We start from the raw sequence: 24521 nt of genomic DNA on the forward strand, positions 1-24521 counted from the left end.
TCCTCTCTCTTAAGACTAAAGTTCCAAGCTGTGTTTTGAGAATTGGGTATTACCGAATACATTCTTCAGCAATTAGAGATGACAATAAATCGCTTAGTCTAAATAAATATCTTCTCCAGGCATAGTCGATTCATGCTCCCAATCAATATCAGGCATAGCTTCAAAAGCTTGGCGTACGGATTTTTGCCATAAGAGTACGGATTTTGGCTAGGTAAGGCGCACCAAGGCGTAATTCTAGAGTATCGCAGAGATCGAAGCTATCGGTTTTATACATAATCAAATTGATCGGTGGTCCAACTGAAATATTTGATTTCATGGTTGAATCAATCGATAGTAAAGCGCATTTAGCGATATCTTCTAGGGGCGTATCATAGGCTATGGTGCGGTCTATGATGGGTTTTCCATATTTAGTTTCCCCAATTTGAAGAAAAGGAGTTTCTTTAGTTGCCTGAATAAAGTTCCCTTGAGGATAGATTAAATATAGCTGTGGATTTTCGCCAATAATTTGCTCACCTAAGAGAAAGTTACAGCTAAAGTCGATCTTGTCTTTTTCGAGCCAGGGGCGATCTAATTCCTGAATCTCTCTACTTTTACTGCCGATATAGGCAGCAATATCATACATGGTAGCTAGAGTATGCAAATTTTTGCTTTCTTGATTTTGAATATCTCGATTGAGCCTGGTTAATACTCCCTGAGTAACTGAAAGGCTACCCGAAGCACAGATGACAATTACTCTTTCGCCTGGTACGGATAAATCGAACAGTTTCTTGTATGTAGAGATATAGTCTACCCCTGCATTAGTACGGGAATCGCCAGCCATCACGATGCCGAATTTATTGATAATACCCAGGCAATAAGTCATATACTTTTTTACTTTTTGAGAGCAGTTATTTATTTAGTTGATGACCACAACTACGGCAAAAGCGATCGCTTTCCTTGGCTTGTGTGCCACACTGAGAGCAAAATTGCTTGGTCACATTAGTTTTTGATTGATTTGCCAAGCTCATAGCCATATTTCCCATCTGCATTGACATCGAATTGATATCCATCGACATATTGTCCATTTTCATCGGCTGCATCGGCTGCATTGGTTTAATGTCAAAAGGTTTTTGACCAGACTCAGGCACCTCTTTCAAGTCCACCATTGGATAGTCTGTGGTAGAAATAGGAGCGATTGTGCTAATACTATTGTGCTGAATTTGAATGTAATATGAACCGGTTTCAGTATCTATTTGGAGTACAAAACTCGCTCCAACTTTAAATAACTTGGGCTTCGAGATCCACTTTCCCGTACTAAAACTGCTGCCTTGACTTTGTTGTTGCCCAGCACTGCTCATCATCAAAGTAATTTGAGTTTGTGTTCCCCAAAGCGCGATCGCTAGCTTCTGGGTATTGCTCAGAATTGCCGCATAAGCCATAAACCCTGCTCTAAAGTTAATTATTATTCGCTCGTATAAATTTGTTACTGATGTAATTTTCCGTCCAATACGAGACGCACAGAATAAAGATATTTTTAAATTATGGTTTTCGACTAGTAGGCTAATTAATTAGAGTCAATTAGAGACAAATAAATCTAAATAACTTTTAGGCAGATAACAGAGATTCACCATAGACTAAGTTGAACTTAGAGTGTTGGCTTTACTACCGTTGAGCTTTTTCTCTTTTTTTTGCTTTTTGACATTTAACTGAGGTTTGCTTTGCCGGTTTTTGGAATAAAGTACCGTGCATTAGTTTAGTTGTATAGGCGATCGCCATCAAACTAGTAATCAACCCAATTATTGAAGCGGTAATTTGCTTAGGATCTTCACTACCAGAGAGCAAATTAGTTCCCACTGAAGCTAAATAAACATACAAAGCAATTACAGGCAGCATTGCCAACCAAGAAACAAACAAATATTGCCAAAAATTAATTTTAGTCAAACTAAAGCCGTAATTTAGGATGTTGGACGGTACGATGGGCGACAGGCGAGTTAAGAAAACTATTTTCCATCCTTTTCTGGCTACTGCGCGATCAAATTCGCCCCAGTGAGGACGTTGCGAAATCCATTGACTAACCTTTTTGCGAGCCACTGTACGACCTAACAAATAACATATTGCCACACTTAAGGTATCGGCAAACGAGACTACGATTAAACCAGGAACAAAGCCAAATAAACTTCCCGCAGCTAAAAAAAGAAAAATTGCTGGCAAACCAAACAAGGTTGCTGAGAGATAAATGCTAGCAAAAGCGGGATAAGCCAAATAACCTAGAGAACTAAGCCAGTGTTGTGCGTGAAAAAGCCATTCTTGCAAAAAAACCATAATATATTTTGAAAATTGTCCTCTAGAACTAACTAGAGCAGATGATGAAATTTAAGAATTGCTAGATATATAAATATTCAGATAAAGAAATAAAACTATTAGTTAATAAGTTGTTAACATTCGGAGTTTAACTTAAGAATAATAATTTCTCAACAGCGCAATTATAGATACGGAAATAAATTCCCTCTATCTTGCGTTGGATAGCGTGGGGAATGCGGTGTTTCGGAACTCCAATTCAACTACGCTCAAAAATTAGCTTTATTTTTCGCTCAAATACATTTTGACATGAACGTAAATCGTCGCCAATTGTTGTTATTTCTCGGTGCTAGTGCAGGCTCTATCGTTTCAGGCTCATGGGGAAGAAAAATCGAATCAGGATCTCAAGCTGTGGCTCAAACCAACCCTGGAGCGTTGGCAAAAAATAGCTCTAGCTTAGGTTTTCAACCTGTTAAAGTTCCTTTGCCTTTAAAGGTAGAACAACTTTCAATTGCTCAACAGATCGAGAGTTATGCTAGCTATGAGGTTCAAGATGATTTGGTTTTGCCCGAAGGTTTCACCTACGATCTAATTGCTGCTTGGGGCGATCGCGTTGGCGATTCTCGGTTTGGTTATAACAATGACTATCTATCTCTAATAGAAACTGCACCCAATGAAGGATATCTCACGGTTAATTTTGAATATATTAGCGGTGGAATATGGATGCAAACTTATCAGCAGATCGTAGGCAAGCAACTTCCTTTTGCCGAGTTAATTGCTCTAGCCGAACCCCAGGAAGGTGAAATTGATGCTTTTAATCTTGAAGACGAGGAGTTGAAAGCAAAAATCATTGAAGTCTCTAGAGAAGGATTCATCGACCAGGGACTAGGAGTAATATCAGTTAAGCGTAATACCGAAGGTAAGTGGGAACGGACTTATTCCGATGTTGATCGCCGAGTTACGGGAATTTCTGGCATGGATAATCCAAATCAGGCTCTTAAATCTACTGGTGCTGCGGTAGCGATATTTACTAAACCGAACAAACTAGGTTATGAAGATGGTTTGGGCGATCGCATTATTGGCACGTTTCAAAACTGTGCGGGAGGTACAACCCCTTGGGGAACAGTCCTGAGTGCCGAAGAGAATTTTCAGGATCAAGTACCAGAAGCAGTAATGGCAGATGGTTCATCTTTAGATCCTAGTGAGACACCATTTTTAATTACTGCTGGAGAGGTAGACGGTAGAGCAAATGTATTTGGTTTAGCAGGCAATAAATACGGTTGGATGGTAGAAATTGACCCAACTAACCCTGATGATTACGGCACTAAGCATACTTGGCTGGGACGCTATCGCCATGAAGCCTTTGGCATACGTGCTGTGGCAGGAAAAAACTTGGCAGTGTATTCAGGATGTGATCGCCGTGGCGGACATTTATATAAGTTTGTTAGTAGCGGAAAAATATTTAATCGCCAGGATAAGAGTAACTCCCGCTTGTTTGAATCAGGAATTCTCTATGGTGCAAAACTTGCTCCTAATGGGGTAGGAGAATGGATTCCTTTGCGTCCTGAAACTTTAGTTAATCCCGTATCACCCAGTCAGGTAGTGGGGGGAATGGTTATCTTGCCCAACAGCGAGCGCACTGCTGGCGGCGTAATGGAAGTAGAGACAGAAGAACAGGCGCAGTCTTTAGTTGCCCAGTATAAAACTCTGGGAGACTTATATCAGGGTAATAGCTTTCAAGAAACCCAAGGAGCAATCTTAATTGATGCTCACTTTGCAGCTAGTGCAGCAGGAGTCACCTGTACTTCTCGACCCGAAGATACGATTATTGGCGATAATGGTACGTTGTTTGTTGCTTTTACCTCTGGTTCTGCTGGCAGTGATGGAAGCCCCGATAAAGCGATTTTTGTCGGACCTGATGGCGAATCTGACTATGAATACGGCTGGATCATGAAGCTAGAAGAAGATGATAACGATCCTGCTTCTCTCAGCTTTACCTGGAGTATGTTAGCCACTGGAGGAGAAGTAGCCAAAGGGGGTGCTGGTTTTGCTAATCCTGATAACTTGACTCTAGACAAGTCAGGAAATCTCTGGGTAGTCACAGATATGTCTACCGAAAAACATAATGTAGCTATTTCTAGCCGAACCGAAAACGGAGTAGCACTATCAGGTAGCGACTTAACAGGAGTATTCGGCAATAACTCCCTGTGGTATATTCCTTTATCTGGAGATGACGCAGGCAAGATTTATCCTTTTGCGATCGGACCTATAGAGTGCGAATGTACTGGCTTAGCCTTTGATCGAGATGATAACAACTTATTTTTGTCTATTCAGCACCCAGGCGAAAAGAACGGCATTCGCCAAGAAATGGCACGAGAATCGAGAAATTTTGAATTACTGGCGACAGACGGCACAGTATTTAAACAACAGCGTCAAGTTCCTCTTGGTTCAAATTGGCCCAGTGGCAAAGTTAATCAACCTCCTTTACCTGGAGTCGTGGCAATTCGTCGAGTTAACGGTAAGACAATAGTTTAGATATTGACACTATCACTATGTGGGTGACGAGAATGCGCTTAACTTAGTTTGCTACTGAGCGATAACTATCATTGTTTCTCGAACATAAAATTGAATAGCGTATTAAAACAATTATTTACCTCTATTTTGGTTAATTTATATTAATCACCATGCTTTTAATAGGGGTAATTTTTTTATTAGTCAAAAAATAATCAAGCTCGATAAATTGTTAATTGATTATTTTAACTAATTAGTGTGAAGGATATAAATCACAGTCATTAAAAATTGCGATAGCTTTCTTTGTTGTCCAATGTTTTTCATAAAATTGATGGGTTATATCTAACTTATAATGTAAAGTTATTAACTAGAAAAAAGCCAAATAAAAAACGGAGTTTATATCAATTAATCAAAACCAACTTAAAGATGTAGAAATTCAAAATACTCAAGACAGAAAAATAGATTTAAAAACTAAAATATCTCAATTCAGACAAGCATATACTCAAGATCAAAAGCTTACTTTAAATAAAATAGTAGCAAAAGTTGCAATTACCGTAGACACTTTAGAACAAATTACATTCCATAAACTAGAGGCAATTATCCTCGAAAATACCCCTCACGGTAAATACTGGATTATTAATTATTTGGGTGCTTACTTTTTAATACCAAGTGAAATACATCAAATAACCAACGCTACATAAACATTTTTAACCGTTGCCAAAATCTTATTCGATCTAGCTGAATATTATCCACAATACTCTAGCTATCATTTAATTAGACCTGCAATAGTAACCAAACTCTCAGCAAATCAGTGGAAACTAGAAGAAAAAGGTAAATTTAATTTTTCGTAAATACATATAAATTCTGTTGTATTTTATTAGCTAAAAAGCGATCGCGCTTTCTACTATCAAATCAATATAGCTAATTCTGATTGAATAATACCAAGCCAAATTTGAATTTTATTCAGGGCAAGAGGGAACAGACAACAGTTTGGTTGTTCCCTCTCCCGAAGATTGTATCTAACCTAGTCCTGAATATTTAATTTGATAAGGAATTTCTTCCACAGGCAAAGCTTCGCTATTAAGATTGTCATAGGTTAACTGTAGCCGTTTTTCTCCTGCATACTGAATCAATTTGCCACTATACAATTCAGCTTTTGCGCCTAAACTTTGAATTCGCACTTTACCATTAAAAACTGTTGCTCTTGCCAGATAAATCACTAAATCATCTCGTGAGGGACGATTAACGGTAGTACTTGCTGTCAGATGAGCTAGTCCACGTTCATCTATTTCTTGAGTCATTGCCATCGCCGTATTACGAATCCCACGAATTGCTACAATTGCAGCAGCTACCGCCATTGTAATATCGATACCATCATCGGTAAAAATTTTGCGGGTAGAAAGATATTGAAAGTTTTTTTCCCCCAAATCGTCTCGAATACGACGATGAATCATGTTATGGGGATGATAGTTAGATAATGCGCCGACAATTGCACCACAGGCATGACGAGGTTCTCGCCAAGGAGATTCACGGGTTTTACCATAGATGCGCTTGTTGTTTTCTTCTAAACGTCCTACATGGGTTTTAAGGTCGGTTGCTACTAACACCATTGACTGAGAATTGCCCTCGTATAGTCTTCGGCGTAGTGGTTCGTCCATCTGGTGAGCCACTGTAACATGAGCTAGAGTTGCGCCGTTGTCTGTCCCACCGCCTGCGGGAAAGAATGCCTCGAGCTTAAGTTCGCCAATTTCTGACAAGGTAGCAAAGCGAGATGCTACTACGTCCCGATAGCGTTTGGTAACTTCTCCTTGGTGAATGCGATCGCCACAGTTAGTGTAAGCTAAAGTAGTAACTACGCTAGGCAAGCTTAAATCTGCTCCACAAATGTGTATATCGGTATTACTTGAAGCAGCCAACTGTAGCTCGTCTCGTAATAATTGTAAGCCGTTGATCAAAGCATAGCGATCGCTTACAATCTCGTTAAGATAGTTATGATAGGCATTTCTTTCCATACCGAAGCTAGCAGGAAGTTGCCAAAACTGATCGATTTTTTTTTGGGCAGAGGTAGCATCAAAAGAAAGAGACATATAGCAGTTATCAAGTTATCAAGTTATCGGTTATCAAACTATATTAGAGTTTAAATAATCGCTACGTGGATGATGCCATCACCCTGGTTAACTAAGGGGTTTTGAATGTGACCGATAACTATGCCACCGAATTTGGCACGAACTGGAATCCGCCTTTCGCCAAAAGCATTAGTAATAAAGCCTAACTCTTGTCTGCGAGCAATTTTATCTCCCAAATTAACTTCCAAATGAAAAATTCCGCCACTGGAGGCTCTAATCCATTTACTTTTTCTACTTTCTAAAGAATTTCCTACGATTGGTGCAAGTTCGTCCTGATACATCTTTAAATAATTCATTACTCCCATAATGCCAGCTACACCAACCTTGATTGCCATAGGGTCAAAACGAAGAGCTTCCCCCGCTTCATAAAGTAAAACAGGTATACCTTTTTTGGTAGCTGCGTGGCGTAAAGAACCATCCCTGGTAGTGGAGTGCATCATCAAAGGTGCGCCAAAGGCTTTAGCACAGTGATAAGTAGTTTCGTCTTCTAAGTTGGCACGAATTTGCGGTAAATTAATCCGATGAACTGCTGCGGTATGAAGATCGATGCCGTAAGTACTACGCTCGACGATTTCTCGCATAAATAAATCGGCTAGTCGAGAAGCAAGAGAGCCGCTTTCCGAACCAGGAAAAGAGCGATTTAGATCTCTCCTGTCGGGAAGATATCGAGATTGTTCAATAAAGCCAAAAACATTGACAATAGAAACAGCAATGATAGCTCCTCGAAGCTTTTGAGGATTTATTCTGGCCAAAATCTGAGCAATGATCTCAACCCCGTTTAATTCGTCACCATGAATTGCTGCACTCAGCCATAGTGTTGGCCCTGACTCAATACCGTTAACTACAGCAATAGGAAGAGAAACTAAGGTTTGAGTGGCCAAACGACTAACAGGAAGCTCAAAGCGACGTAATTGTCCTGGTTCAATCGTTTCCTTGGCAATTTCAATTATATTATCTGGCACTTAGTTTGAATTATAATTAGTTAATATTTAATGCGATCGCTATTGTCTGCTTCCACAGCATTTTTGGCAATAAAATCAATTATTTTTCCTGCCACATCAATTTTCGTTGCTTTCTCAATTCCTTCTAAACCAGGAGAAGAATTAACTTCCATCACTACTGGCCCATGATTAGAGCGCAACAAATCAACCCCAGCAATTTTTAATCCCATCGCCTTAGCTGCTCTAATTGCCGTATTGTTTTCCTCTGGAGATAAAGTTATTTTTTCGGCATTACCCCCACGATGAAGATTAGAGCGGAATTCTCCTTTTGCTCCCTGTCGTTTCATGGCGGCAATTACGCGATCGCCCAATACAAAGCAACGTAGATCTGCGCCTCCCGCTTCTTTAATAAATTCCTGTACCAGAATATTGGCATCTAACCCGCGAAAAGCTTCAATAACCGATTTAGCTGCCTGATAAGTTTCTGCTAAAACAACCCCGATGCCTTGTGTTCCCTCCAGTAGTTTGATTACCAAAGGCGCGCCACCTACAGTTTCAATCAAGCCGTCTATATCTTGAGTTGCATGGGCAAATCCCGTCACGGGCAAACCGACTCCTTCCCTAGCCAAAATCTGCATCGAGCGTAACTTGTCTCGGCTACGAGAAATTGCCTGAGATTCATTAGGACTAAAAACATCCATGAGTTCAAACTGTCGAACTACCGCAGTACCATAAAAAGTCTTGGAAGCACCAATGCGAGGAATAATAGCATCTACATTTTCTAAGGGCGTACCGCCATAAACTATGGTGGGTTTTTTAGAAGTAATATTCATATAGCAACGTAGGTAATTGATAATTCGTACATCATGCCCTTGTTCTTCTCCCGCCTCTTTCAAACGCTTTGTAGAATAAAGTGCAGGGTTTTGGGAAAGAATTGCTATTTTCATGCTGTGCAAACGATAAGTACTCTTTAAGATACCTATATTTTTAGAGTTTTCGGCGACTTTGAAGAAAAGATTTTCCTGGATCGACTAAAAACTTATTACGCACCGCCTGTCTACCTAATAACATCCGAAAACCCATGACATCTCGATCTGTTAAAGATAGTTCAATGACCCAGCTTTGGTCACCTAGTTTGACTTCAGTTTTAATTACAGGTCTTAGTTGAGTTATGCCCCCAGAGTTGCGGATTTTTCGATATTCTAGTAGTTCTGCCTGGGTAGTCTTAGTAGTTTTGCTGTTGCGCTGAACTGGATGAACCTGAAAACGAATTATTCGTTTGCCGTTTTGTGATAATTCCCGAATATTAAAAGCATGAAGAGCAGAAGATCTGGCGCCCGTATCAATTTTTGCTTTAATCTGGTTAATTTCTAGCTGTGGCAAAGTAACAAATTCTCGCCAACCGATAATCCCAAAAGATTGAGAGTTGTCGTAATCGTAATTTTTAGGTTTAAACACATTAGACACAGAAAATATGGGCAGTTGGGATGAATATAAGCCGAATTGCTGAAAAATTTTCAGTTAAACGACTGAGGTTTTAGATGATTATTTTGCATATATTGTGTACTATTAGGCGTGGTTACTTTTAGATAACATTTTTTGGATAGGTACGTTTTTGATAAGAAAAAGGCATCAGCAACCACTGACACCTTTGGAGTCCCACGAACTGTGATGTACGATTTTTGGTACATATACAGGATAGTCCGAATTGTTTCCTGTAATGTATAGAATCCTACCATTTAATTTCTATCGTAGCTATGGATTTGGGCAGCCTCAGTATTAAAAGATTGTTTAATTAAAGGCTAAAATTCCTGATTTAGCATTTTGTTAAACGGTTTGAATTTTGCTTAATGCTGCTTCGGCTGCTCTTTTTTCCGCTTCTTGTTTACGCCGATCTGTGCCAACACCATAAGGCTTGCCGTTGATTAAAACTTGAGCCGTAAATTTCTTGGCATGATCTGGTCCGGATTCGGCAATAATTTGATAAATGGGCTTGGTTTTATATGTGGCTAACGCCCATTGCTGAAAACGATTTTTGCTATCAATAAACGTTTCGAGTGGTCTAGCTGAGTCATCTTGCAAATCTGCTATAGAGAGTAAAGAGCGATCGACTAGCAGTCTTGCCAAGGGCTGAAATATATCTAGAATATAACGGCGAACTGGTTCGATCCCTGCATCTAAAAAATATGCTCCTAAGGTAGCCTCGAAAGTATCATTAAGTAAAGAAGGATTATTTCTGCCGCCATCTCGATCTGTTCCTTTCCCCAGACGCATTAGTTTTCCTAAATTAAATTCTGCTCCTAATTGGCCAAGCTGTTTTTCGTCTACTAATCGCGATCGCAAATGAGTTAGTTGAGCTTCATCGATCATAGGATACATAGTATAAAGCATCTCGGCAATTACAAAGCCTAAAACTGCATCGCCTAAAAATTCTAGACGTTCATTATCCTGTCCCACTTCAGGATGTTCATTGACATAAGAACTATGAGTTAAGGCTAAATCCAACAGAGTAAGATTTTTGAATGACGGTAATTTTGGCATCATTGGTTACCTAACAAAGAACTTAATTAAAGCAAACTAAAAAAGGCTATATATTAAGTTTTATAACATAACCCATAAATTAATCATTGGTAATAGAAGTAAGTATTACCCCTGAGCTAAACATTTTTAGTTTTGAGCATATCGTTAATTAATGACTGGGATCAACCAATTTGAACGAGAACGGCATCAGTTAATCAAGCAGCTTTTGCTACAGGTTCAAACTATCACCAATGCTGAACAAAAACTGTCTGTTATCAATCAGATTGCGGCGATTATTTTGCGATCGCGCCCTTTGTGTCGTCGATTTAATGGTACTCCTGTGAGAGTTTATCAGCCAAAAAGCCGATTGCCGAAGTTAGTCGAGTCAAGCTAGTTCAGTTGGGTACAGATCCCGAATATACAGTTGCCTTGATTTTAAACATTCAGCCTCAAAGTAAAGCAGAATTTGATGTTTCGATCGCAGTTTGCAACCATCAGTTCAATAATTATTTGCCAGAAGGGCTTGAGCTGGTGATTGTTGACCAGACAAATCGTCCAGTAATGATTGCTCAAGCTAACCAGACAGAGACAATTGAGTTTTGCTTTGGGGGCAAACTAGGAGAAAATTTTAGTGTGGAAATTTCTTTGGATGAACAGTTTAAAGTAGAAAACTTTATGATTTAAACGATAGTCAAGCGTCTCCATTTAATCGAGCAATTAGAGAGGCTAGAAAAATTGACGTGAATTCTCTTTATCCAGAGGCAGAGTCAGATATTAATCGCTGGAGTGAAACAATTTTGGATATTGCTTAAGGACGAGCTGATAACGGAGACTTGGCTGGCGCGATCGCTGCTGCTAAGTTAATTCCTTAAAATTATTCCTCTACTCAATTAATTGCTAAAGAAGCAACAAAAGCAGTGAAAGATTGGCAGCAAACAGGGCAAGAACAGAATTTTTACCAAGATTATTTAGTTAAAGCCAAAACATTAATCGATCCCGAGCGGGCTTCATCTTACAATCAGGCAATAGGGACTTTACAGCAAATAGCTCCAGGAGCAAAAGAATATTCACAAGCTCAAAGTTTAATCAGTCGCTGGAATGAGCAGATATATCTTATTGCCAAAAATCGTGCAGCGAGTAATTTCAAACAAGCAGTTGAAGCAGCCATGTTAATTTCACCAACTTCCATATGTCATCAGCTAGCAAAAGACGAGATCGAGATAAAAATTAAATCAATATATGCACAATATATAGAGTAGGCATTTAGATGTAATTAAATGAAAGTAGGAGTAAATTAAACTATCTTTAATTTATTACACTCCCCAAAAAGATGCTCGAACTACACACTCACACTACTTATTCTGATGGGATTTTAACCCCACAACAGTTGGTTGCAAGAGCTGCCAAGGCAGGAGTCAAAGCTTTAGCAATTACCGATCACGATACTCTTTATGGCTGGGATGAAGCGATCGCAGCAGCTAAACTTTATAATTTAGAAATCGTACCAGGAGTTGAATTAAGCACTGTTCATCACGGGCGATCGCTTCACATTTTAGGCTACTATCCCCGAAGAGAGCTTTTAGCAGATCCTTTAGCTAAGCGTTTGGCAGGCAGAAAGCGCAGAGCAAAGCAAATGCTAGAAAACTTGGCCCAGATGGGTTATCCGCTAAAATTAGAGCAATTAGATGCCAATATGGCGTTAGGTCGTCCTCATCTAGCTAGCGCCATGGTAAGAGCGGGCTATGTAAATTCTAGTCAAGATGCTTTTGAGCGTTTTTTAGCAGAAGATCGACCAGCCTATGTGCATTATGAAAAGTTTTCGATCCAAGAAGGAATAGGTTTAATTAGTGACTGTGGTGGTGTTCCAGTTTGGGCGCATCCTTACCTGTTTCGCGGTGGCAAAGTTGAGGAAATTTTACCAGAATTAGTCGCAGCAGGATTAATGGGTATTGAAGTATATCATCCTCATCATGGCAATAATAAGGTAAATCGTCTCAGAGAACTCTGTCAAAAATACAATCTATTAATGACGGGGGGAACAGATTATCATGGCTATGATCTAGAGCATCCCGAAAATGAACGCTGGCAGCTAAATCAGTTAAATTTGCCGCTTAGTTTACTCGAACCTTTGAAGCAAGCGGTAGGTAAATAGAGTTAGAAGTCACATTGTGCTAAAGCATACACCTTCGGATATCCTGCGGGAAGAAAAGTCAGGAGAGTTTTAGCTATTGTGATGATAGAGTAGTTGAGCAATCGGATTTAGTATTATTCTCAATCATCGCTAATACACCAAGCTAGAAATGACACTACCACCAAACCTAAACCCCACAACCCATAAGAGCTAAGGCGGGTAATCAGATCTACGGGAATAAGCACCAGAGTTTCAGTTAAGAACCAATTGCCAATTAATAGTAAGGCTAAAATAGCAGCAAGTAACATATAGCAATCTTATTTCATTTATGAACAATTAAATTTTGGTCTATAGACGGCGGTAATTGTGGCTGAGAGCATTAAACTCAAAGCTGGAGCGATCGCCACTACCCAGCCTCCAGTCAGAAAAAGCAACCAACAACAGCCTAACAGCAACATGAGTGAAGCAGCAATTCTTAGGGTAATCTGGCTTAAAGAGTGTTTGCCAATTATTACTATGGCACTACCAACCAGCGACCAGGCAGTAATCCATAGCAGTTCAATGCGATCGCGCAGCCACCAAAGTAGTTTTTGCTCACCCAAAACCGCATCAACAATCTGACTAGTCATTTGAGCATGAACAAAACTACCCCAGGAAGACGTTTTGCCTGTTGTCCTCGACTGTATCGAGTAAGATGCAGGTCGTGATTATATCCCACAACGCCAATTAAAATAATTTTATCTTGAACCATTGTTGGTAAAGACGTTTCTGGCATAGTTAATATTTCCCTTAAGGAAATAGTTTGGGGCAAAGCTCGATGATAATTGAGTAAAATTTGATAGCCCTGAGCTTCTGGCAAATAATAGCCACCACTAGTTGCTCCAAGTTTAGGAAATATGGTGTTGCCAATTTGTAGCACACCCTGAGAATTAAAATTTGCCGAGATATTATCGAGATATTTAAGAGCCAAACGCAAACTAAGCGAAAAATCACTCTGACAGACGCTATCGGGAGACATTCCTAAAATTTGGCGACGAACTGTTCCATCGCCATCGATCGCCGAGTTACTAAAGCCTACCTGCTGCGGAGGTAGTTGAAACGGTGGAGCAAGACTAACCAATTTTGGTTGGTCAATTTTGATACGGCAAATAGCCAAGAAATTATCACTGTGGGCTATAGTATCGGCTAGTTGAGAGTCAAAAGGAAAATCATGAATCACATCTGAGGCGATCGCCTTGGCTTGTCCAGACTGGAGTTTACCGATTAATTGGTTTAAAGCAGCATCGGCTAAAGAGCCACGCATATTAAAAAGCATACCCTGTTCTTTTTGGTAGGTTCGGTCTTCGTCAATGGTGATGACTAAAACCCGTTCATTAATCGGACGATTCCATCGCCAACCCATCATACGCTCGTAGTTGTTTAATTCTCCTACCTGTAACCAGCCCCAAGATTGCATTAACCAAACGATAACCGTGGCGATCGCACTAATCAGTAATAGGGTGCTTAGGAATAATCGCTGAGTGAAAATTTTAATTGAATCAGGAAATAATAAACCTTTACCCCGTAAATCTGACCAGTAAGGCGGAATTACTGCGGGATTTTGGTGAATTGTCGCTAACCAGCTAGCGCAGGGAAACTGTTTTTCCCAACCCTGTAGTTGTTCTCTTGCCTTTCTCATGGCAATGTATAGTCAATTGCCGCCAGCATAAGCCTGGAGAAAGTATTTAACAAACTGTTGCGCCATCACATCGGGTATGGGCATCCGCATGACAATCGACTGGGGTAAAGACAACTGACCCAATTCTTCAGCTAATCCTAATCCATCACAAGAATTGAAAATCGCCAGCTGTAGTCCTGAAGCTATCGCCTGTTTAAATCCGTTTCTCAGCTGCTCGATGGTTAGACGATCTTCGGCATTAAGATATAAAATTCCTTGTCTTGCCAGAGTTTTACTAGGTCCAGCAAAAAAGATAATATCCCAGGATTCTTGCCACAAACAGTCATCTAGTTCTTGAGGCGTAGGTTCGATTAAAAACTTAACTTCTCCATCTTGTAAAGCATCGAGCGAAAAACGATCGGCTGCTAAATTGATTCCTCGACCATTTCCCAGGATTGCTAGAATTCTGACCTTGTTGTGTTTGTGTCGATGTATAGGAACAATAGGCACACGGGCAAAATTAAGATTGAATGACGGCAATTTCTAAATTCGGATAGTTTTCGACTAAATCCCAACAGCACCAGGGTAGCTGATAGATTTCAGGGCGATCGCTACAAATTAAAATTCTGATTACTTCTTTTCGATTTAGCTCTTCGCGCAGATGTTTATCAATCAGATTAAAACCAGGGCAATTTCGCATAAGAAAATCTTGCTCTGGTTTAACATAGTTAACCAGCTCAAAAAAACTGTTTTGTCAATCAACTAACTGTAATTAATTCTTCGCTCATTTCAAAATTAGCCGTGACGTTTTGTACATCGTCGAGAGATTCTAAAGTGTCGATCAGTTTGATTAGCGATCGCCCTTGCTCTGAGTCGGTTACTTCCAGGTTATTTGTGGATATCCATTTTAGTTCAACGTCTTGGATTGAGAAATTGTACTTATGCAAAGTCTGATTCAAGCGATCTAGGTTAGCAACTTCGGTAAATATTTCGGCAATTCCTTCCTGCTTATATATCTCATACGTATCTGCTTCTCCTTCGATAGAAGCTTCAAGCAATTTTTCCTCGTCGCTACTTCCTATGGTTACTACTCCCTTTTGCTCAAACATCCAGCTGACACAGCCTGTTGCTCCTAAGTTTCCGCCGTTTTTGGTAAATGCTAAACGCAGATCGGCAGCAGTACGATTACGGTTATCAGTTAAGGCTTCGATTAAGACTGCTACTCCTCCTGCACCATAGCCTTCGTAGCGAATTGCTTCTAGTTGAGCATCATCATCTTGATAAGTTCCTGCACCCTTAGCCAGCGATCGCTCAATACTATCGTTAGCCACCCCTGCTGCTTTCGCTTTATCTATTGCGGTACGGAGTTGAAAATTACCATCAGGATCGGCGATGCCATTACGGGCTGCAACAATAATCGCCCTAGATAGTTGAGTGAAGGTTTTACCTTTTTTGGCATCAACTCTCGCTTTTTGCCTTTTGATATTAGCCCACTTACTATGTCCTGCCACGGTTTTTGTCCACCTCTATTTTTCTCAATGATTTCTGCTTTATTTGACAAATGGTTTAATCCTTGGCTTTTTTCTTTTGAGCATCGGGACAAGGAGGACTGGCTAAAGAACCATTTAACCATCCTGTAGCTTGATTGAGATGTTGGAGAGCTTCTTGAGGTCGGTCTTTGAGTAAAAAAACTAATGCCGAAGTTAGCTGTTGTTTTGCCTGGGCTTGACGATTTCCCTTGAGGCGATGCCAGTTCTGATGGGCGATTACGCTTCGTTCGGCTAAGGCCTGAGCTAATTCTAGATCGGTAAACTCAGCAGATACTTTGTTGGTTGATAGGGGCGTTATGTCAAACATAGGTTAATATCGTGTCGATCTAAACTACTTTATGTTTAATTCTAACGATGTCATCTCCCAAATCTGGCGATCTGAAAGAAAACGAATTAGAACAAATTTTAGTTGAGGTAGAGCAAGCCTTGGTACAACTACAGGAAAGACATACCCAGGTGAAACAGGATCTCGAAAAGCGATCGCAGCTGCTAGAGCGTCAGCAAGAATTAAAACAGCAACAAAAAGATCGCACTCTTGTCAAACCTTTAAAAACCGAACTGCGTAGCCTCCAGAAGGAGTTAGATAGTTTAGAGCTTAATTTAGAAAGTGTTCTGCTACCTGATGTTTTTTGGCAGGTAATACGCTTTGTTTTTTTAGGAATTGCGCTCGGCTGGTTTCTCCGTATCTGGGCAACTTAAGATCGATTATCAAACTTTGCCAAAACGGCGATCGCGCTGTTGAAAAGACTCCAAAGCTAACTCGAATTGCTGCTGATTAAAATCAGGCCAAAGGGTATCCGTCACATAAATTTCTGTATAGGCTAGCTGCCACAACATAAAGTTACTCAGGCGCATTTCCCCGCTGGTACGAATTAGTAAATCGGGGTCAGAACTAGCAGAGGTATAAAGATGTTGCGCTATTGTGTCTTCGTTAATTGCTTCGGTGGTTAATTCTCCGCACTGTACTTTTTTCGCGATCGCACGGCAGGCATTGATCATTTCGTTACGACTACCATAGTTAATTGCCACATTAAAAAAAACGCCTCTATTATTCTTAGTGCGTTCTGTGGAACGACGCATTTCCTGCTGCAATGACTGGGGTAAAGGAGTCAAATCACCAATAAAATTAATATTAACTTCTTCCTCCTCCATCTCTTTTAATTCTTTTTGTAAGAGCCTTTCAAACAAGGTCATTAAAAAGTTAACTTCTTTTATAGGGCGACCCCAATTTTCAGTAGAAAAGGCATAAGCAGTTAAAGTTTCAATTCCCAAGTTTTTGCAATAACGCAGCATTTCTTTCAGGGTTTTTGCGCCTCTTCTATGTCCTTCAATCCGAGGTAACCCTCTTTTTTCTGCCCAGCGACCATTGCCATCCATAATTACAGCAACGTGGTGAGGCAATTTTGCCAAATTGATTTTGTTAGTTAAATTAGTTAATAGTTGGGCTGTCATAGAAATTATTTGAGTTTAAGGATGGTGAAACAACGACAGTTGGATTATTATTACTTAGAAAATACCGATTTTAGGCTGATTATATTCAACATTATTGTTCCCAAACAAATCTGGTGATGCACAGCAAGAGTGTAAATATTCTAAAGTTCGGTCTAAAACAAACTTCTCCCGCTAAATCCATTGTTGGCTGATACATCAAACTTGCTTCCGAAAAGTATAGTTTATTTGTATTGCATTTAGTTTAAATAAATTCTCGTAGTTTGTCTGTCGGGGAAATCGGACAAACGTTGCTCGTCATTAATGAGCCAAAGAAAAATATGAGTATCCAGAAGCAACTTCATTCAGGATTATTAAATAGGTCGAAAATTTCATTAGGTAAGGGATCGTTAAAATCATCGGGAACGGTAAATTCTTTTTTAGCTAAACTAATTGGTAGTTTATTTTGCTGACGAAAGGATGCGACAACTGTATCTATATCTTCATTGGTTAAAGGATATTTGGTATTTGCCGACGATGGTTGATGTTCGAGTGACTCTACAAATTGACGAACTGAATCTAATTCTTCGGGAGATAAATTATTTAGTTTGCGGTTTAATTTTTCTTTAATGCTAGTCATGACTTTAAATTACTCTAGTGTTCTATACTAACGTGATCGCTCTTTAGTTACGTTTTGCGATCGCGCTACGAGAATAACTTGTCAGATTTTATCAAGATTTTTACTAAATATACTTTCAAAATATTTAAAAGGGCGCGGTTGAAATGCAGGTTTAATTTACAACGTTTCTGGTCATTTAAGACGATCGCATGACCAAACACACAAAACAGATAAACTTAACAACGTCATGCTTGAATATAAAAGGCATAAATATTAACTACTTACAATGTGTCGATTATTAGGCTACCTGGGTTCTTCCATTCAACTAGACCGTATACTAATCCAACCACAACACTCTTTAATTATTCAAAGTTATAAGCCTCAGGAAATGACCGCAGGATTGTTAAATGCTGATGGCTTTGGAATTGCTTGGTACGGTTTAGAGCCAGAAAATCTCCCCTACTTTTACAAAAATATTTTACCGATCTGGAATGATGCCAATTTACCCCAGCTAGCACGATATATTAAATCCCCGTGTTTTTTAGGATATGTGCGCAGTGCAACTTCCAGTCTTTCGGTAGATATGATCAACTGTCAACCATTTTCACATCAGAATTTAGTATTTATTCACAATGGTTTTATTGATGACTTTCGCCAAACTCTTTATCGGCCAATTCGCAATGAGTTAAATGATTTTGCTTATCAACGTATCGAGGGTACTACCGACTCAGAGCATATTTTTGCCTTGATTGTTGATGAACTGGAAACTAACAACGGTATTAGTCTACAGCAAGCTCTAAGCAATACTATTACCCGTTTAACACACCTAGCGCAATCGGACAAAACCAATTTTTCTGCCAATATTGTTTTGAGCAATGGTCGGGAATTAGCTGCCTGTCGCTATTCTAACCGTGCAACCAGCCCTACTTTATACTATATAAAAGATAATTCTCTTGATTCTGATGCAGTAATTATCGCCTCAGAACCGATGTTTGAGGGTAACTGGATTGCTTGTCCAGAAAAAAGTCTTATTGGTGTAGGAGAAAACCTTGAAGTTAGCCTCAATTCAATTTCGTAGACAATCTATTGCAGCTGCATTAGCACAAACCCGTCAACTTTCCCTGGATTTATTTGCCCAAATAAATGAATTAGATGAATCGCTATTTTTTCAGCAGGCACAGCCAGAGTTTAGTCCGATTGGCTGGCATTTCGGTCATATTGCCTTTACTGAAGCTTACTGGATTTTAGAATGTCTGGCTGGTTTACCTCCTAGCTTTTCTAAGTATCAGCGTTTATTTGCTGCTGATGGATTACCAAAGCATGAGCGTCAAAACCTACCTAGTCCAGCAATTATTAAAGATTATCTACACACTGTTAGGGCTAAAACTTTAGACTATTTAGCAACTGCACCCCTTGGACAACAGGAGCGTCTTTGGCGATGGTTAGTTCAACATGAAAGCCAACACGGAGAAACTATTTCTTTCATCTTGCAACTGCATCAACAGCGCAAGTACAGCCTATTCTTAATTGATTTTGGTAAATCTAAATCACAAATAACCTCTGATTCGATCGCGCTTTCACTTAACAATTATGATGAAATGGTCAGAGTTGAGGCAGGAGAATTGATTATGGGTAGCAATGCGATCGCCGCATTAGACAATGAACGTCCTGCTCATAAGTTATATTTAGATACTTATTGGATCGATCGCTATCCTGTCACCTGTGGTCAATACTCTCAGTTTATCGCTGCTGACGGTTATCAAAAGCCTCAATACTGGTCAAAATCAGGTTGGCAATGGTTGCAACAAAATCCCGTTTCCCAGCCTTTGTACTGGTCTAATTCTTCAGACTGGCTAGATCATCCTGTATGTGGCGTTAGTTACTACGAAGCCGAAGCTTATGCTAATTTTGCCCATAAAAGACTACCTACAGAAGCCGAATGGTCAAAAGCTGCTTTGGGATCATCTTTGACTTGCAACCACAGTCGTTTAATTGGACATACTACTCCTGTAACCACTTATCCAAACCGCAGCAAATATGGTTGTCAAGATATGCTGGGTAACGTTTGGGAATGGACCGCTTCTTGGTTTGCTGGTTATCCAGGATTTGCGCATTATCCCTATCAAGGCTATTCAGAAATTTATTTTGATGGGCAACATCGAGTATTAAGGGGAGGTAGTTGGGCAACCAGTAGCGCATCTTTGAGAACTAGTTTCCGCAATTGGTATCATCCCGAAGTTAGACAGATATTTGCTGGCTTTCGTTGTGTAAAAGATCGATAGTGCGAAATTGACGTGACTTTAAGCCGACTACTCAAAAGATTCTGTTCACGTAGCTTTGATCGATAATTAGTTGGTATAAATATACTAAAATTATGCCAATTATTGATTACTAATATTTGTATTTGCTCCTTCACTCTGAGCCGTATTAATTACGGGTAGATGAGTCAGAGGTACGGTGAAAGTAACTGTCGAACCCAAACCTTCTCCCATACTATAAAAAGAAATGCTTCCTCCCATCGCCTCGACTAGCTTTTGAGAAATAGCCAAGCCCAAACCAGTGCCAGCATAGGATTTAGTGCGTGAGCCATCAACTTGATAAAAGTTTTCAAACAGTTTATTTTGTTTTTCCAGAGAAACTCCTATTCCTGTATCGGCAACGCTGATTTTAACCATTCCTGGAAATTCTACACCTTGACATTTTATTTTCTTATTATTCACTTCGGCACTAATTATAATGCCTCCTTCTTGGGTAAATTTGATGCCATTGCCAACCAGGTTTAACATTACCTGAAGCAGGCGTTGATAATTGCCATAGAGCGTTACAGGAGTAAGAGTTGCCGGATATTTGAGCTGAAAATTAAGGCCTTTTTGTTCTGCTTGAGTATGAATTAAATTATCTACATTATGAAATAGTTCATCTAGTTCGATTTCGGTTAACTCTAATTCCATTTTGCCAGCTTCAATCTTGGCAATATCTAAAATGTCATTGATCAAATTAAGCAAATGAATGGAAGATTTATAGGCTTCTTCAATAAATTCTCGTTGTTCTTCGGCATTATCCGCCATGCCTTCGAGCAACAGCTTGAGAAAGCCAATAATACCGTTTAGGGGAGTACGCAATTCATGAGAGGTATTAGCCAGAAAATCACTTTTAAGGCGGTTTGCTTCTTCAGCTTGAATACTTGCCTGCTCGACTTCACGATAGAGCTTGGCTAAGGATACGGCTGCCTCTACCTGTTCGGCAATTTCCCGCAGCATTTCCATTTCTGCCGTTGTCCAATGGCGATAGCGATCGCACTGTTGTAAACAAATTAAAATATTATTTTCACTCTGGCAATTGGTCGACATAACCAAAATAGACTTGCGTTGGAGAACATCTTGTTCAATAAAGTCTACCGCCAAGGGATAACTTGATTCCAACGCCTGTTGTAAATGAAGCTCATTGTGCCAGTCAACCTGATATTTAGTAGTCGAATCATATTTGGCATGATAATATTCTGCTTCTACCGATAGTCTAGTAATATTGTCATAATTTGCCAAAAAAATTAGACAGCGACTAGCAGCAAAAGTTAAACCAACATTATCAACTGTTTGTTGATAAATGGTTGCTAAATCAAGACTACGGCGGATCTGGTGAACGACCTCACTCAATAATTTTTGATAGCTATAAATTGCTGCTGGTGCTTCATTCTCAGCAAAAGAAAACATTTCTGCTTCTTCTAACAAATGTCCGATAACTAAAACAGCCTGAGGTTCTCCTTTTAGGGGTAGTATGGGGCTAATAACTAGCTCAAAAGAATAGGAGGTTGCGCCAGATTGAAACAGACAGTAGCATTGTTCTGGTAAGCGACGTTTAATGGCACGGCGAATTTTTTCTAAATAAGCTAAAGAATCAACGGGGGCAAAAACTTGGCTACTTAAATGAGTATTATAGCGATCGCTATCTAATCCGTGTTCCTCAGCTTTTGCCCACCAAAAAGAAAGATAATTGCCAGCAATATCCTGAGTAAAAACTAATTCTGCTCCCAAATGCTGCCATTCAATCTCGCTGACCGACATAGTGGTATTACTATTGAGTTTTGAATCAAATCTAGGGAGCATTGTCAAGTAGATTACATTTCACTGGAATGCCAAACAAATTGGACGTCACACCTGAAACTATAACCTATAGATATCTGAGGTAGGGATTAGTCAGTAGATAGTGTTCAGTACTCAATTCTCAATTCTTTGCTTCATCCTGCCTCTTAGTCGTTCCATTCTCCTTGGGGTGGTACAGGAGGATTACGCTGAAAAGTTCGAGTCAGGTCAGTCTCGCCATTTCTCTCGCCTCTAAGCCACTGTTTAATCGCTGCTTCAATCACTCGACTGGGATCATTAGTCAGATGCTTAATCTGCTCCAGTACTTCTAAGTCTAAATCGATCGATACCTGAATTTTGTCTGGCATTCTAGTTTCGCCCTCGGATTTATTCTCGTTAGGGAGCTCATCATTCATAAACGTTTTTCCTGATTCATTTTTTTATTTTACCTATTAGACCAGAACCCTCGCTTAAAACGCGATCGACTTAAGAAAAATCTGCAATCTTATTGGAAATAGGTAAAAATGAACATTACAATTAGTTTAAACGAATAGAGGTATGACCCCACATCGCCACGAAGAATTTGTCCGCAGATAAAGACTTGCACGCTTATCTTATAGCGAAGCGCAACGAGTTGCGCTTCTGTGATCCGTTGAAGAGACTGTTGCAAGAAGTTATGCCGTAGGCTTATCCTGATCGAGAAACCGCATCAAGATGCGTATCTACTAGGCACAAGGGAAAGCACTCCAAATAATAACTTTTAAAAACTTTTAATTATTATAAATTTTTATGACTGACGTTCCCGTCTCTCGCATCCGTAACTTCTCAATCATTGCTCATATCGATCATGGTAAATCTACCCTGGCAGATCGAATGCTGCAATCTACTGGCACCGTTGCCCAGAGGCAGATGAAAGAACAATTCCTCGACAACATGGATTTGGAGCGAGAACGAGGAATTACCATCAAGCTACAGGCAGCTAGAATGAACTACACTGCCAAAGATGGGCAAAAATATGTTTTAAATCTAATTGATACTCCTGGTCACGTAGATTTTTCTTATGAAGTATCGCGCTCTCTAGCTGCTTGCGAAGGCGCATTATTAGTAGTAGATGCTTCTCAAGGAGTTGAAGCACAAACTTTAGCTAATGTTTATTTAGCATTAGAAAACGATCTAGAAATTATTCCCGTACTCAACAAAATTGATTTACCAGGAGCTGAGCCCGAGCGCGTTGCTCAAGAAATTGAGGATGTAGTAGGTTTAGACTGTACTGATATTATTCAGGCTTCAGCTAAGATTGGTTTGGGAGTTGACGATATTTTAGAAGCGATCGTGCAGCTAGTACCACCGCCCCAAAACACTATAGACGAACCTCTACGTGCGCTGATTTTTGATAGCTATTACGATGCCTATCGTGGAGTAGTTGTTTATTTTCGGGTTATGGATGGCACGGTTAAAAAAGGCGATAACGTACGTCTGATGGCATCGGGGAAAGAATACGTTATTGATGAACTTGGAGTTCTTTCCCCAACTCAGGTGGAAGTTGATGAACTTCATGCAGGGGAAGTAGGTTATTTTGCTGCTGCGATTAAAGCTGTAGAAGATGCCCGTGTCGGCGACACTATTACTTTAGTAGATACTCCTGCACTAAAGCCTTTGCCTGGATACACCGAAGCTAAGCCGATGGTTTTTTGTGGTTTGTTTCCCATAGACTCGGATCAATATTCTGACCTCAGAGAAGCCTTAGAAAAACTGAAGCTTAACGATGCTGCTCTTTCCTATGAACCCGAAACCTCAAGCGCCATGGGTTTTGGCTTTCGTTGTGGATTTTTAGGGCTGCTGCACATGGAAATTGTCCAAGAAAGACTAGAACGAGAATATAACCTCGAACTTATTACTACCGCACCTTCGGTCATCTATCGTGTTACCACCATAGAAGGGGAAGTAATGGAAATCGATAACCCTAGTCTTTTACCCGATCCTCAACAGCGCGAGAAGATTGAAGAGCCTTATATTAAGGTAGAAATTATTACCCCCGAAAACTACGTCGGTACCTTAATGGACTTGTGCCAGACTAGACGGGGAGTTTTTAAGGACATGAAGTATTTTACGCAAAACCGTACTTGTTTGATTTACGAACTTCCTCTAGCCGAAGTAGTTACCGACTTTTTTGACCAGATGAAGTCCCGTACTAAAGGTTATGCCAGTATGGAATACCAAATGTTAGGCTATCGTGCGGATCATTTAGTCAAGTTAGACATTCTCGTAAACAAAGATCCCGTAGACGCGCTTTCAACTATTGTGCATCGAGACAAGGCTTATTATGTTGGTCGAGCATTAACTGAAAAGCTCAAAGAATTAATTCCCCGCCATCAGTTTAAAGTGCCAATTCAAGCTGCTATTGGGGCAAAAGTTATCGCTAGTGAACACATTCCTGCCTTACGTAAAGATGTTTTGGCTAAATGTTACGGTGGTGACATTTCTCGTAAGAAAAAACTACTGCAAAAACAAGCCAAGGGGAAAAAACGGATGAAAGCCATTGGTACAGTAGATGTTCCTCAAGAAGCATTTATGGCAGTGTTGAAATTGGGCAAAGAGTAATTGCTGGTCGGCGATCGCAATTTCGATTAACACTATGGGAAATCTAAAGAGTATGGCGATCGCTTTAACTAAATATTTTAT

General features: G+C 39.9%; 28 protein-coding genes. 9 read left to right on the plus strand and 19 right to left on the minus strand.

Going from position 1 to position 24521, the window contains the following annotated elements:
- Positions 1–160: 160 nt before the first annotated feature.
- From V6C71_23260 to V6C71_23270, 3 genes are all read right to left on the minus strand, one after another.
- Positions 161–862 carry a peptidase gene (locus V6C71_23260; GenBank protein HEY9771374.1) on the minus strand — a complete coding sequence of 234 codons (702 nt, stop codon included), beginning with the start codon at positions 860–862 and terminating at the stop codon, positions 161–163.
- A 25-nt stretch (positions 863–887) separates the two neighbouring features.
- The gene (locus V6C71_23265) at positions 888–1418 is read right to left on the minus strand and encodes a zinc ribbon domain-containing protein (protein ID HEY9771375.1); all 531 of its coding nucleotides are present in this window, start codon (positions 1416–1418) and stop codon (positions 888–890) included.
- Between the two features lie 223 nt (positions 1419–1641).
- Positions 1642–2301, minus strand: coding sequence for a TVP38/TMEM64 family protein (locus tag V6C71_23270; GenBank protein ID HEY9771376.1), 660 nt, complete (start codon positions 2299–2301; stop codon positions 1642–1644).
- Between the two features lie 285 nt (positions 2302–2586).
- On the opposite strand from V6C71_23270, the gene V6C71_23275 reads away from it, so the two are divergent.
- Entirely contained in the window at positions 2587–4812 is a 2226-nt protein-coding gene (locus V6C71_23275) for an alkaline phosphatase PhoX (protein ID HEY9771377.1), read from the plus strand.
- 995 nt (positions 4813–5807) lie between these two features.
- Here V6C71_23275 and V6C71_23280 read toward each other — a convergent pair.
- The 5 genes from V6C71_23280 to rnc form a co-directional block, all read right to left on the minus strand.
- On the minus strand, positions 5808–6875 hold the full coding sequence (locus V6C71_23280; protein ID HEY9771378.1) for a hypothetical protein: 1068 nt from the start codon (positions 6873–6875) through the stop codon (positions 5808–5810).
- 50 nt (positions 6876–6925) lie between these two features.
- Positions 6926–7876, minus strand: a complete 951-nt coding sequence (locus V6C71_23285) for a succinylglutamate desuccinylase/aspartoacylase family protein (protein ID HEY9771379.1) — start codon at positions 7874–7876, stop codon at positions 6926–6928.
- A 20-nt stretch (positions 7877–7896) separates the two neighbouring features.
- Complete coding sequence (gene rimK / locus V6C71_23290; GenBank protein HEY9771380.1) at positions 7897–8802, minus strand: 30S ribosomal protein S6--L-glutamate ligase; 906 nt, start codon at positions 8800–8802, stop codon at positions 7897–7899.
- A 40-nt stretch (positions 8803–8842) separates the two neighbouring features.
- The gene (locus V6C71_23295; GenBank protein HEY9771381.1) at positions 8843–9322 is read right to left on the minus strand and encodes a RimK/LysX family protein; all 480 of its coding nucleotides are present in this window, start codon (positions 9320–9322) and stop codon (positions 8843–8845) included.
- Between the two features lie 360 nt (positions 9323–9682).
- Positions 9683–10399, minus strand: coding sequence for a ribonuclease III (gene rnc, locus V6C71_23300; GenBank protein ID HEY9771382.1), 717 nt, complete (start codon positions 10397–10399; stop codon positions 9683–9685).
- A gap of 148 nt (positions 10400–10547) precedes the next feature.
- Between rnc and V6C71_23305 the strand changes: the two genes are divergently transcribed.
- From V6C71_23305 to V6C71_23320, 4 genes are all read left to right on the plus strand, one after another.
- Positions 10548–10769: a hypothetical protein gene (locus V6C71_23305; protein ID HEY9771383.1), complete on the plus strand. Its 222-nt coding sequence runs from the start codon at positions 10548–10550 to the stop codon at positions 10767–10769.
- Positions 10770–10774: 5 nt separating this feature from the next.
- Entirely contained in the window at positions 10775–11059 is a 285-nt protein-coding gene (locus V6C71_23310) for a DUF1822 family protein (protein HEY9771384.1), read from the plus strand.
- A 233-nt stretch (positions 11060–11292) separates the two neighbouring features.
- Entirely contained in the window at positions 11293–11634 is a 342-nt protein-coding gene (locus V6C71_23315) for a hypothetical protein (protein ID HEY9771385.1), read from the plus strand.
- A gap of 71 nt (positions 11635–11705) precedes the next feature.
- Positions 11706–12527, plus strand: coding sequence for a PHP domain-containing protein (locus tag V6C71_23320; protein ID HEY9771386.1), 822 nt, complete (start codon positions 11706–11708; stop codon positions 12525–12527).
- 119 nt (positions 12528–12646) lie between these two features.
- Here the strand turns inward: V6C71_23320 and V6C71_23325 are convergent, their stop codons facing one another.
- From V6C71_23325 to V6C71_23355, 7 genes are read right to left on the minus strand one after another with little or no spacing between them, the layout of a single operon-like run.
- The gene (locus tag V6C71_23325) at positions 12647–12814 is read right to left on the minus strand and encodes a hypothetical protein (GenBank protein ID HEY9771387.1); all 168 of its coding nucleotides are present in this window, start codon (positions 12812–12814) and stop codon (positions 12647–12649) included.
- 18 nt (positions 12815–12832) lie between these two features.
- Positions 12833–13135, minus strand: a complete 303-nt coding sequence (locus tag V6C71_23330) for a hypothetical protein (GenBank protein HEY9771388.1) — start codon at positions 13133–13135, stop codon at positions 12833–12835.
- On the minus strand, positions 13132–14184 hold the full coding sequence (locus V6C71_23335) for a CHASE2 domain-containing protein (GenBank protein HEY9771389.1): 1053 nt from the start codon (positions 14182–14184) through the stop codon (positions 13132–13134). Before V6C71_23335 ends, V6C71_23330 begins: the two co-directional genes overlap by 4 nt.
- Before the next feature lie 12 nt (positions 14185–14196).
- The gene (locus V6C71_23340; GenBank protein HEY9771390.1) at positions 14197–14673 is read right to left on the minus strand and encodes a CHAT domain-containing protein; all 477 of its coding nucleotides are present in this window, start codon (positions 14671–14673) and stop codon (positions 14197–14199) included.
- A gap of 10 nt (positions 14674–14683) precedes the next feature.
- On the minus strand, positions 14684–14863 hold the full coding sequence (locus V6C71_23345) for a hypothetical protein (protein ID HEY9771391.1): 180 nt from the start codon (positions 14861–14863) through the stop codon (positions 14684–14686).
- A gap of 58 nt (positions 14864–14921) precedes the next feature.
- A complete protein-coding gene (locus V6C71_23350) occupies positions 14922–15674 on the minus strand; it encodes a YebC/PmpR family DNA-binding transcriptional regulator (protein HEY9771392.1) in 753 nt (250 codons plus the stop codon).
- A gap of 55 nt (positions 15675–15729) precedes the next feature.
- Complete coding sequence (locus V6C71_23355) at positions 15730–16020, minus strand: DUF6439 family protein (GenBank protein HEY9771393.1); 291 nt, start codon at positions 16018–16020, stop codon at positions 15730–15732.
- A 47-nt stretch (positions 16021–16067) separates the two neighbouring features.
- Here V6C71_23355 and V6C71_23360 point away from each other — a divergent pair, with 47 nt between their 5' ends.
- Positions 16068–16412: a hypothetical protein gene (locus V6C71_23360; protein HEY9771394.1), complete on the plus strand. Its 345-nt coding sequence runs from the start codon at positions 16068–16070 to the stop codon at positions 16410–16412.
- Between the two features lie 9 nt (positions 16413–16421).
- On the opposite strand, the gene V6C71_23365 is transcribed toward V6C71_23360, so the two are convergent.
- Positions 16422–17165: an isoprenyl transferase gene (locus tag V6C71_23365; protein ID HEY9771395.1), complete on the minus strand. Its 744-nt coding sequence runs from the start codon at positions 17163–17165 to the stop codon at positions 16422–16424.
- Positions 17166–17502: 337 nt separating this feature from the next.
- On the minus strand, positions 17503–17781 hold the full coding sequence (locus tag V6C71_23370; protein HEY9771396.1) for a hypothetical protein: 279 nt from the start codon (positions 17779–17781) through the stop codon (positions 17503–17505).
- Between the two features lie 265 nt (positions 17782–18046).
- Here V6C71_23370 and egtC point away from each other — a divergent pair, with 265 nt between their 5' ends.
- Positions 18047–18838 carry an ergothioneine biosynthesis protein EgtC gene (gene egtC, locus V6C71_23375; GenBank protein ID HEY9771397.1) on the plus strand — a complete coding sequence of 264 codons (792 nt, stop codon included), beginning with the start codon at positions 18047–18049 and terminating at the stop codon, positions 18836–18838.
- Positions 18810–20042 (plus strand): SUMF1/EgtB/PvdO family nonheme iron enzyme, encoded by a 1233-nt coding sequence (locus tag V6C71_23380; protein HEY9771398.1) that lies wholly within the window; start codon positions 18810–18812, stop codon positions 20040–20042. Before egtC ends, V6C71_23380 begins: the two co-directional genes overlap by 29 nt.
- 99 nt (positions 20043–20141) lie before the next feature.
- Here V6C71_23380 and V6C71_23385 read toward each other — a convergent pair whose 3' ends face one another.
- Positions 20142–21821, minus strand: coding sequence for an ATP-binding protein (locus V6C71_23385; protein HEY9771399.1), 1680 nt, complete (start codon positions 21819–21821; stop codon positions 20142–20144).
- 185 nt (positions 21822–22006) lie between these two features.
- Positions 22007–22255 (minus strand): hypothetical protein, encoded by a 249-nt coding sequence (locus tag V6C71_23390; GenBank protein HEY9771400.1) that lies wholly within the window; start codon positions 22253–22255, stop codon positions 22007–22009.
- 373 nt (positions 22256–22628) lie between these two features.
- On the opposite strand from V6C71_23390, the gene lepA reads away from it, so the two are divergent.
- Entirely contained in the window at positions 22629–24440 is a 1812-nt protein-coding gene (gene lepA / locus V6C71_23395; GenBank protein ID HEY9771401.1) for a translation elongation factor 4, read from the plus strand.
- Positions 24441–24521 lie beyond the last annotated feature (81 nt).

The sequence above is a fragment of the Coleofasciculaceae cyanobacterium genome (genome assembly GCA_036703275.1).
GTDB lineage: Bacteria > Cyanobacteriota > Cyanobacteriia > Cyanobacteriales > Xenococcaceae > Waterburya.

Coding starts and splice junctions, on each gene's coding strand:
- V6C71_23260 (HEY9771374.1), bottom strand. CDS start 862: ATGACTTATTGCCTGGGTATTATCAATAAATTCGGCATCGTGATGGCT.
- V6C71_23265 (HEY9771375.1), bottom strand. CDS start 1,418: ATGGCTTATGCGGCAATTCTGAGCAATACCCAGAAGCTAGCGATCGCG.
- V6C71_23270 (HEY9771376.1), bottom strand. CDS start 2,301: ATGGTTTTTTTGCAAGAATGGCTTTTTCACGCACAACACTGGCTTAGT.
- V6C71_23275 (HEY9771377.1), top strand. CDS start 2,587: ATGAACGTAAATCGTCGCCAATTGTTGTTATTTCTCGGTGCTAGTGCA.
- V6C71_23280 (HEY9771378.1), bottom strand. CDS start 6,875: ATGTCTCTTTCTTTTGATGCTACCTCTGCCCAAAAAAAAATCGATCAG.
- rimK (HEY9771380.1), bottom strand. CDS start 8,802: ATGAAAATAGCAATTCTTTCCCAAAACCCTGCACTTTATTCTACAAAG.
- rnc (HEY9771382.1), bottom strand. CDS start 10,399: ATGATGCCAAAATTACCGTCATTCAAAAATCTTACTCTGTTGGATTTA.
- V6C71_23305 (HEY9771383.1), top strand. CDS start 10,548: ATGACTGGGATCAACCAATTTGAACGAGAACGGCATCAGTTAATCAAG.
- V6C71_23320 (HEY9771386.1), top strand. CDS start 11,706: ATGCTCGAACTACACACTCACACTACTTATTCTGATGGGATTTTAACC.
- V6C71_23325 (HEY9771387.1), bottom strand. CDS start 12,814: ATGTTACTTGCTGCTATTTTAGCCTTACTATTAATTGGCAATTGGTTC.
- V6C71_23330 (HEY9771388.1), bottom strand. CDS start 13,135: ATGACTAGTCAGATTGTTGATGCGGTTTTGGGTGAGCAAAAACTACTT.
- V6C71_23335 (HEY9771389.1), bottom strand. CDS start 14,184: ATGAGAAAGGCAAGAGAACAACTACAGGGTTGGGAAAAACAGTTTCCC.
- V6C71_23345 (HEY9771391.1), bottom strand. CDS start 14,863: ATGCGAAATTGCCCTGGTTTTAATCTGATTGATAAACATCTGCGCGAA.
- V6C71_23355 (HEY9771393.1), bottom strand. CDS start 16,020: ATGTTTGACATAACGCCCCTATCAACCAACAAAGTATCTGCTGAGTTT.
- V6C71_23360 (HEY9771394.1), top strand. CDS start 16,068: ATGTCATCTCCCAAATCTGGCGATCTGAAAGAAAACGAATTAGAACAA.
- V6C71_23365 (HEY9771395.1), bottom strand. CDS start 17,165: ATGACAGCCCAACTATTAACTAATTTAACTAACAAAATCAATTTGGCA.
- V6C71_23370 (HEY9771396.1), bottom strand. CDS start 17,781: ATGACTAGCATTAAAGAAAAATTAAACCGCAAACTAAATAATTTATCT.
- egtC (HEY9771397.1), top strand. CDS start 18,047: ATGTGTCGATTATTAGGCTACCTGGGTTCTTCCATTCAACTAGACCGT.
- V6C71_23385 (HEY9771399.1), bottom strand. CDS start 21,821: ATGTCGGTCAGCGAGATTGAATGGCAGCATTTGGGAGCAGAATTAGTT.
- V6C71_23390 (HEY9771400.1), bottom strand. CDS start 22,255: ATGAATGATGAGCTCCCTAACGAGAATAAATCCGAGGGCGAAACTAGA.
- lepA (HEY9771401.1), top strand. CDS start 22,629: ATGACTGACGTTCCCGTCTCTCGCATCCGTAACTTCTCAATCATTGCT.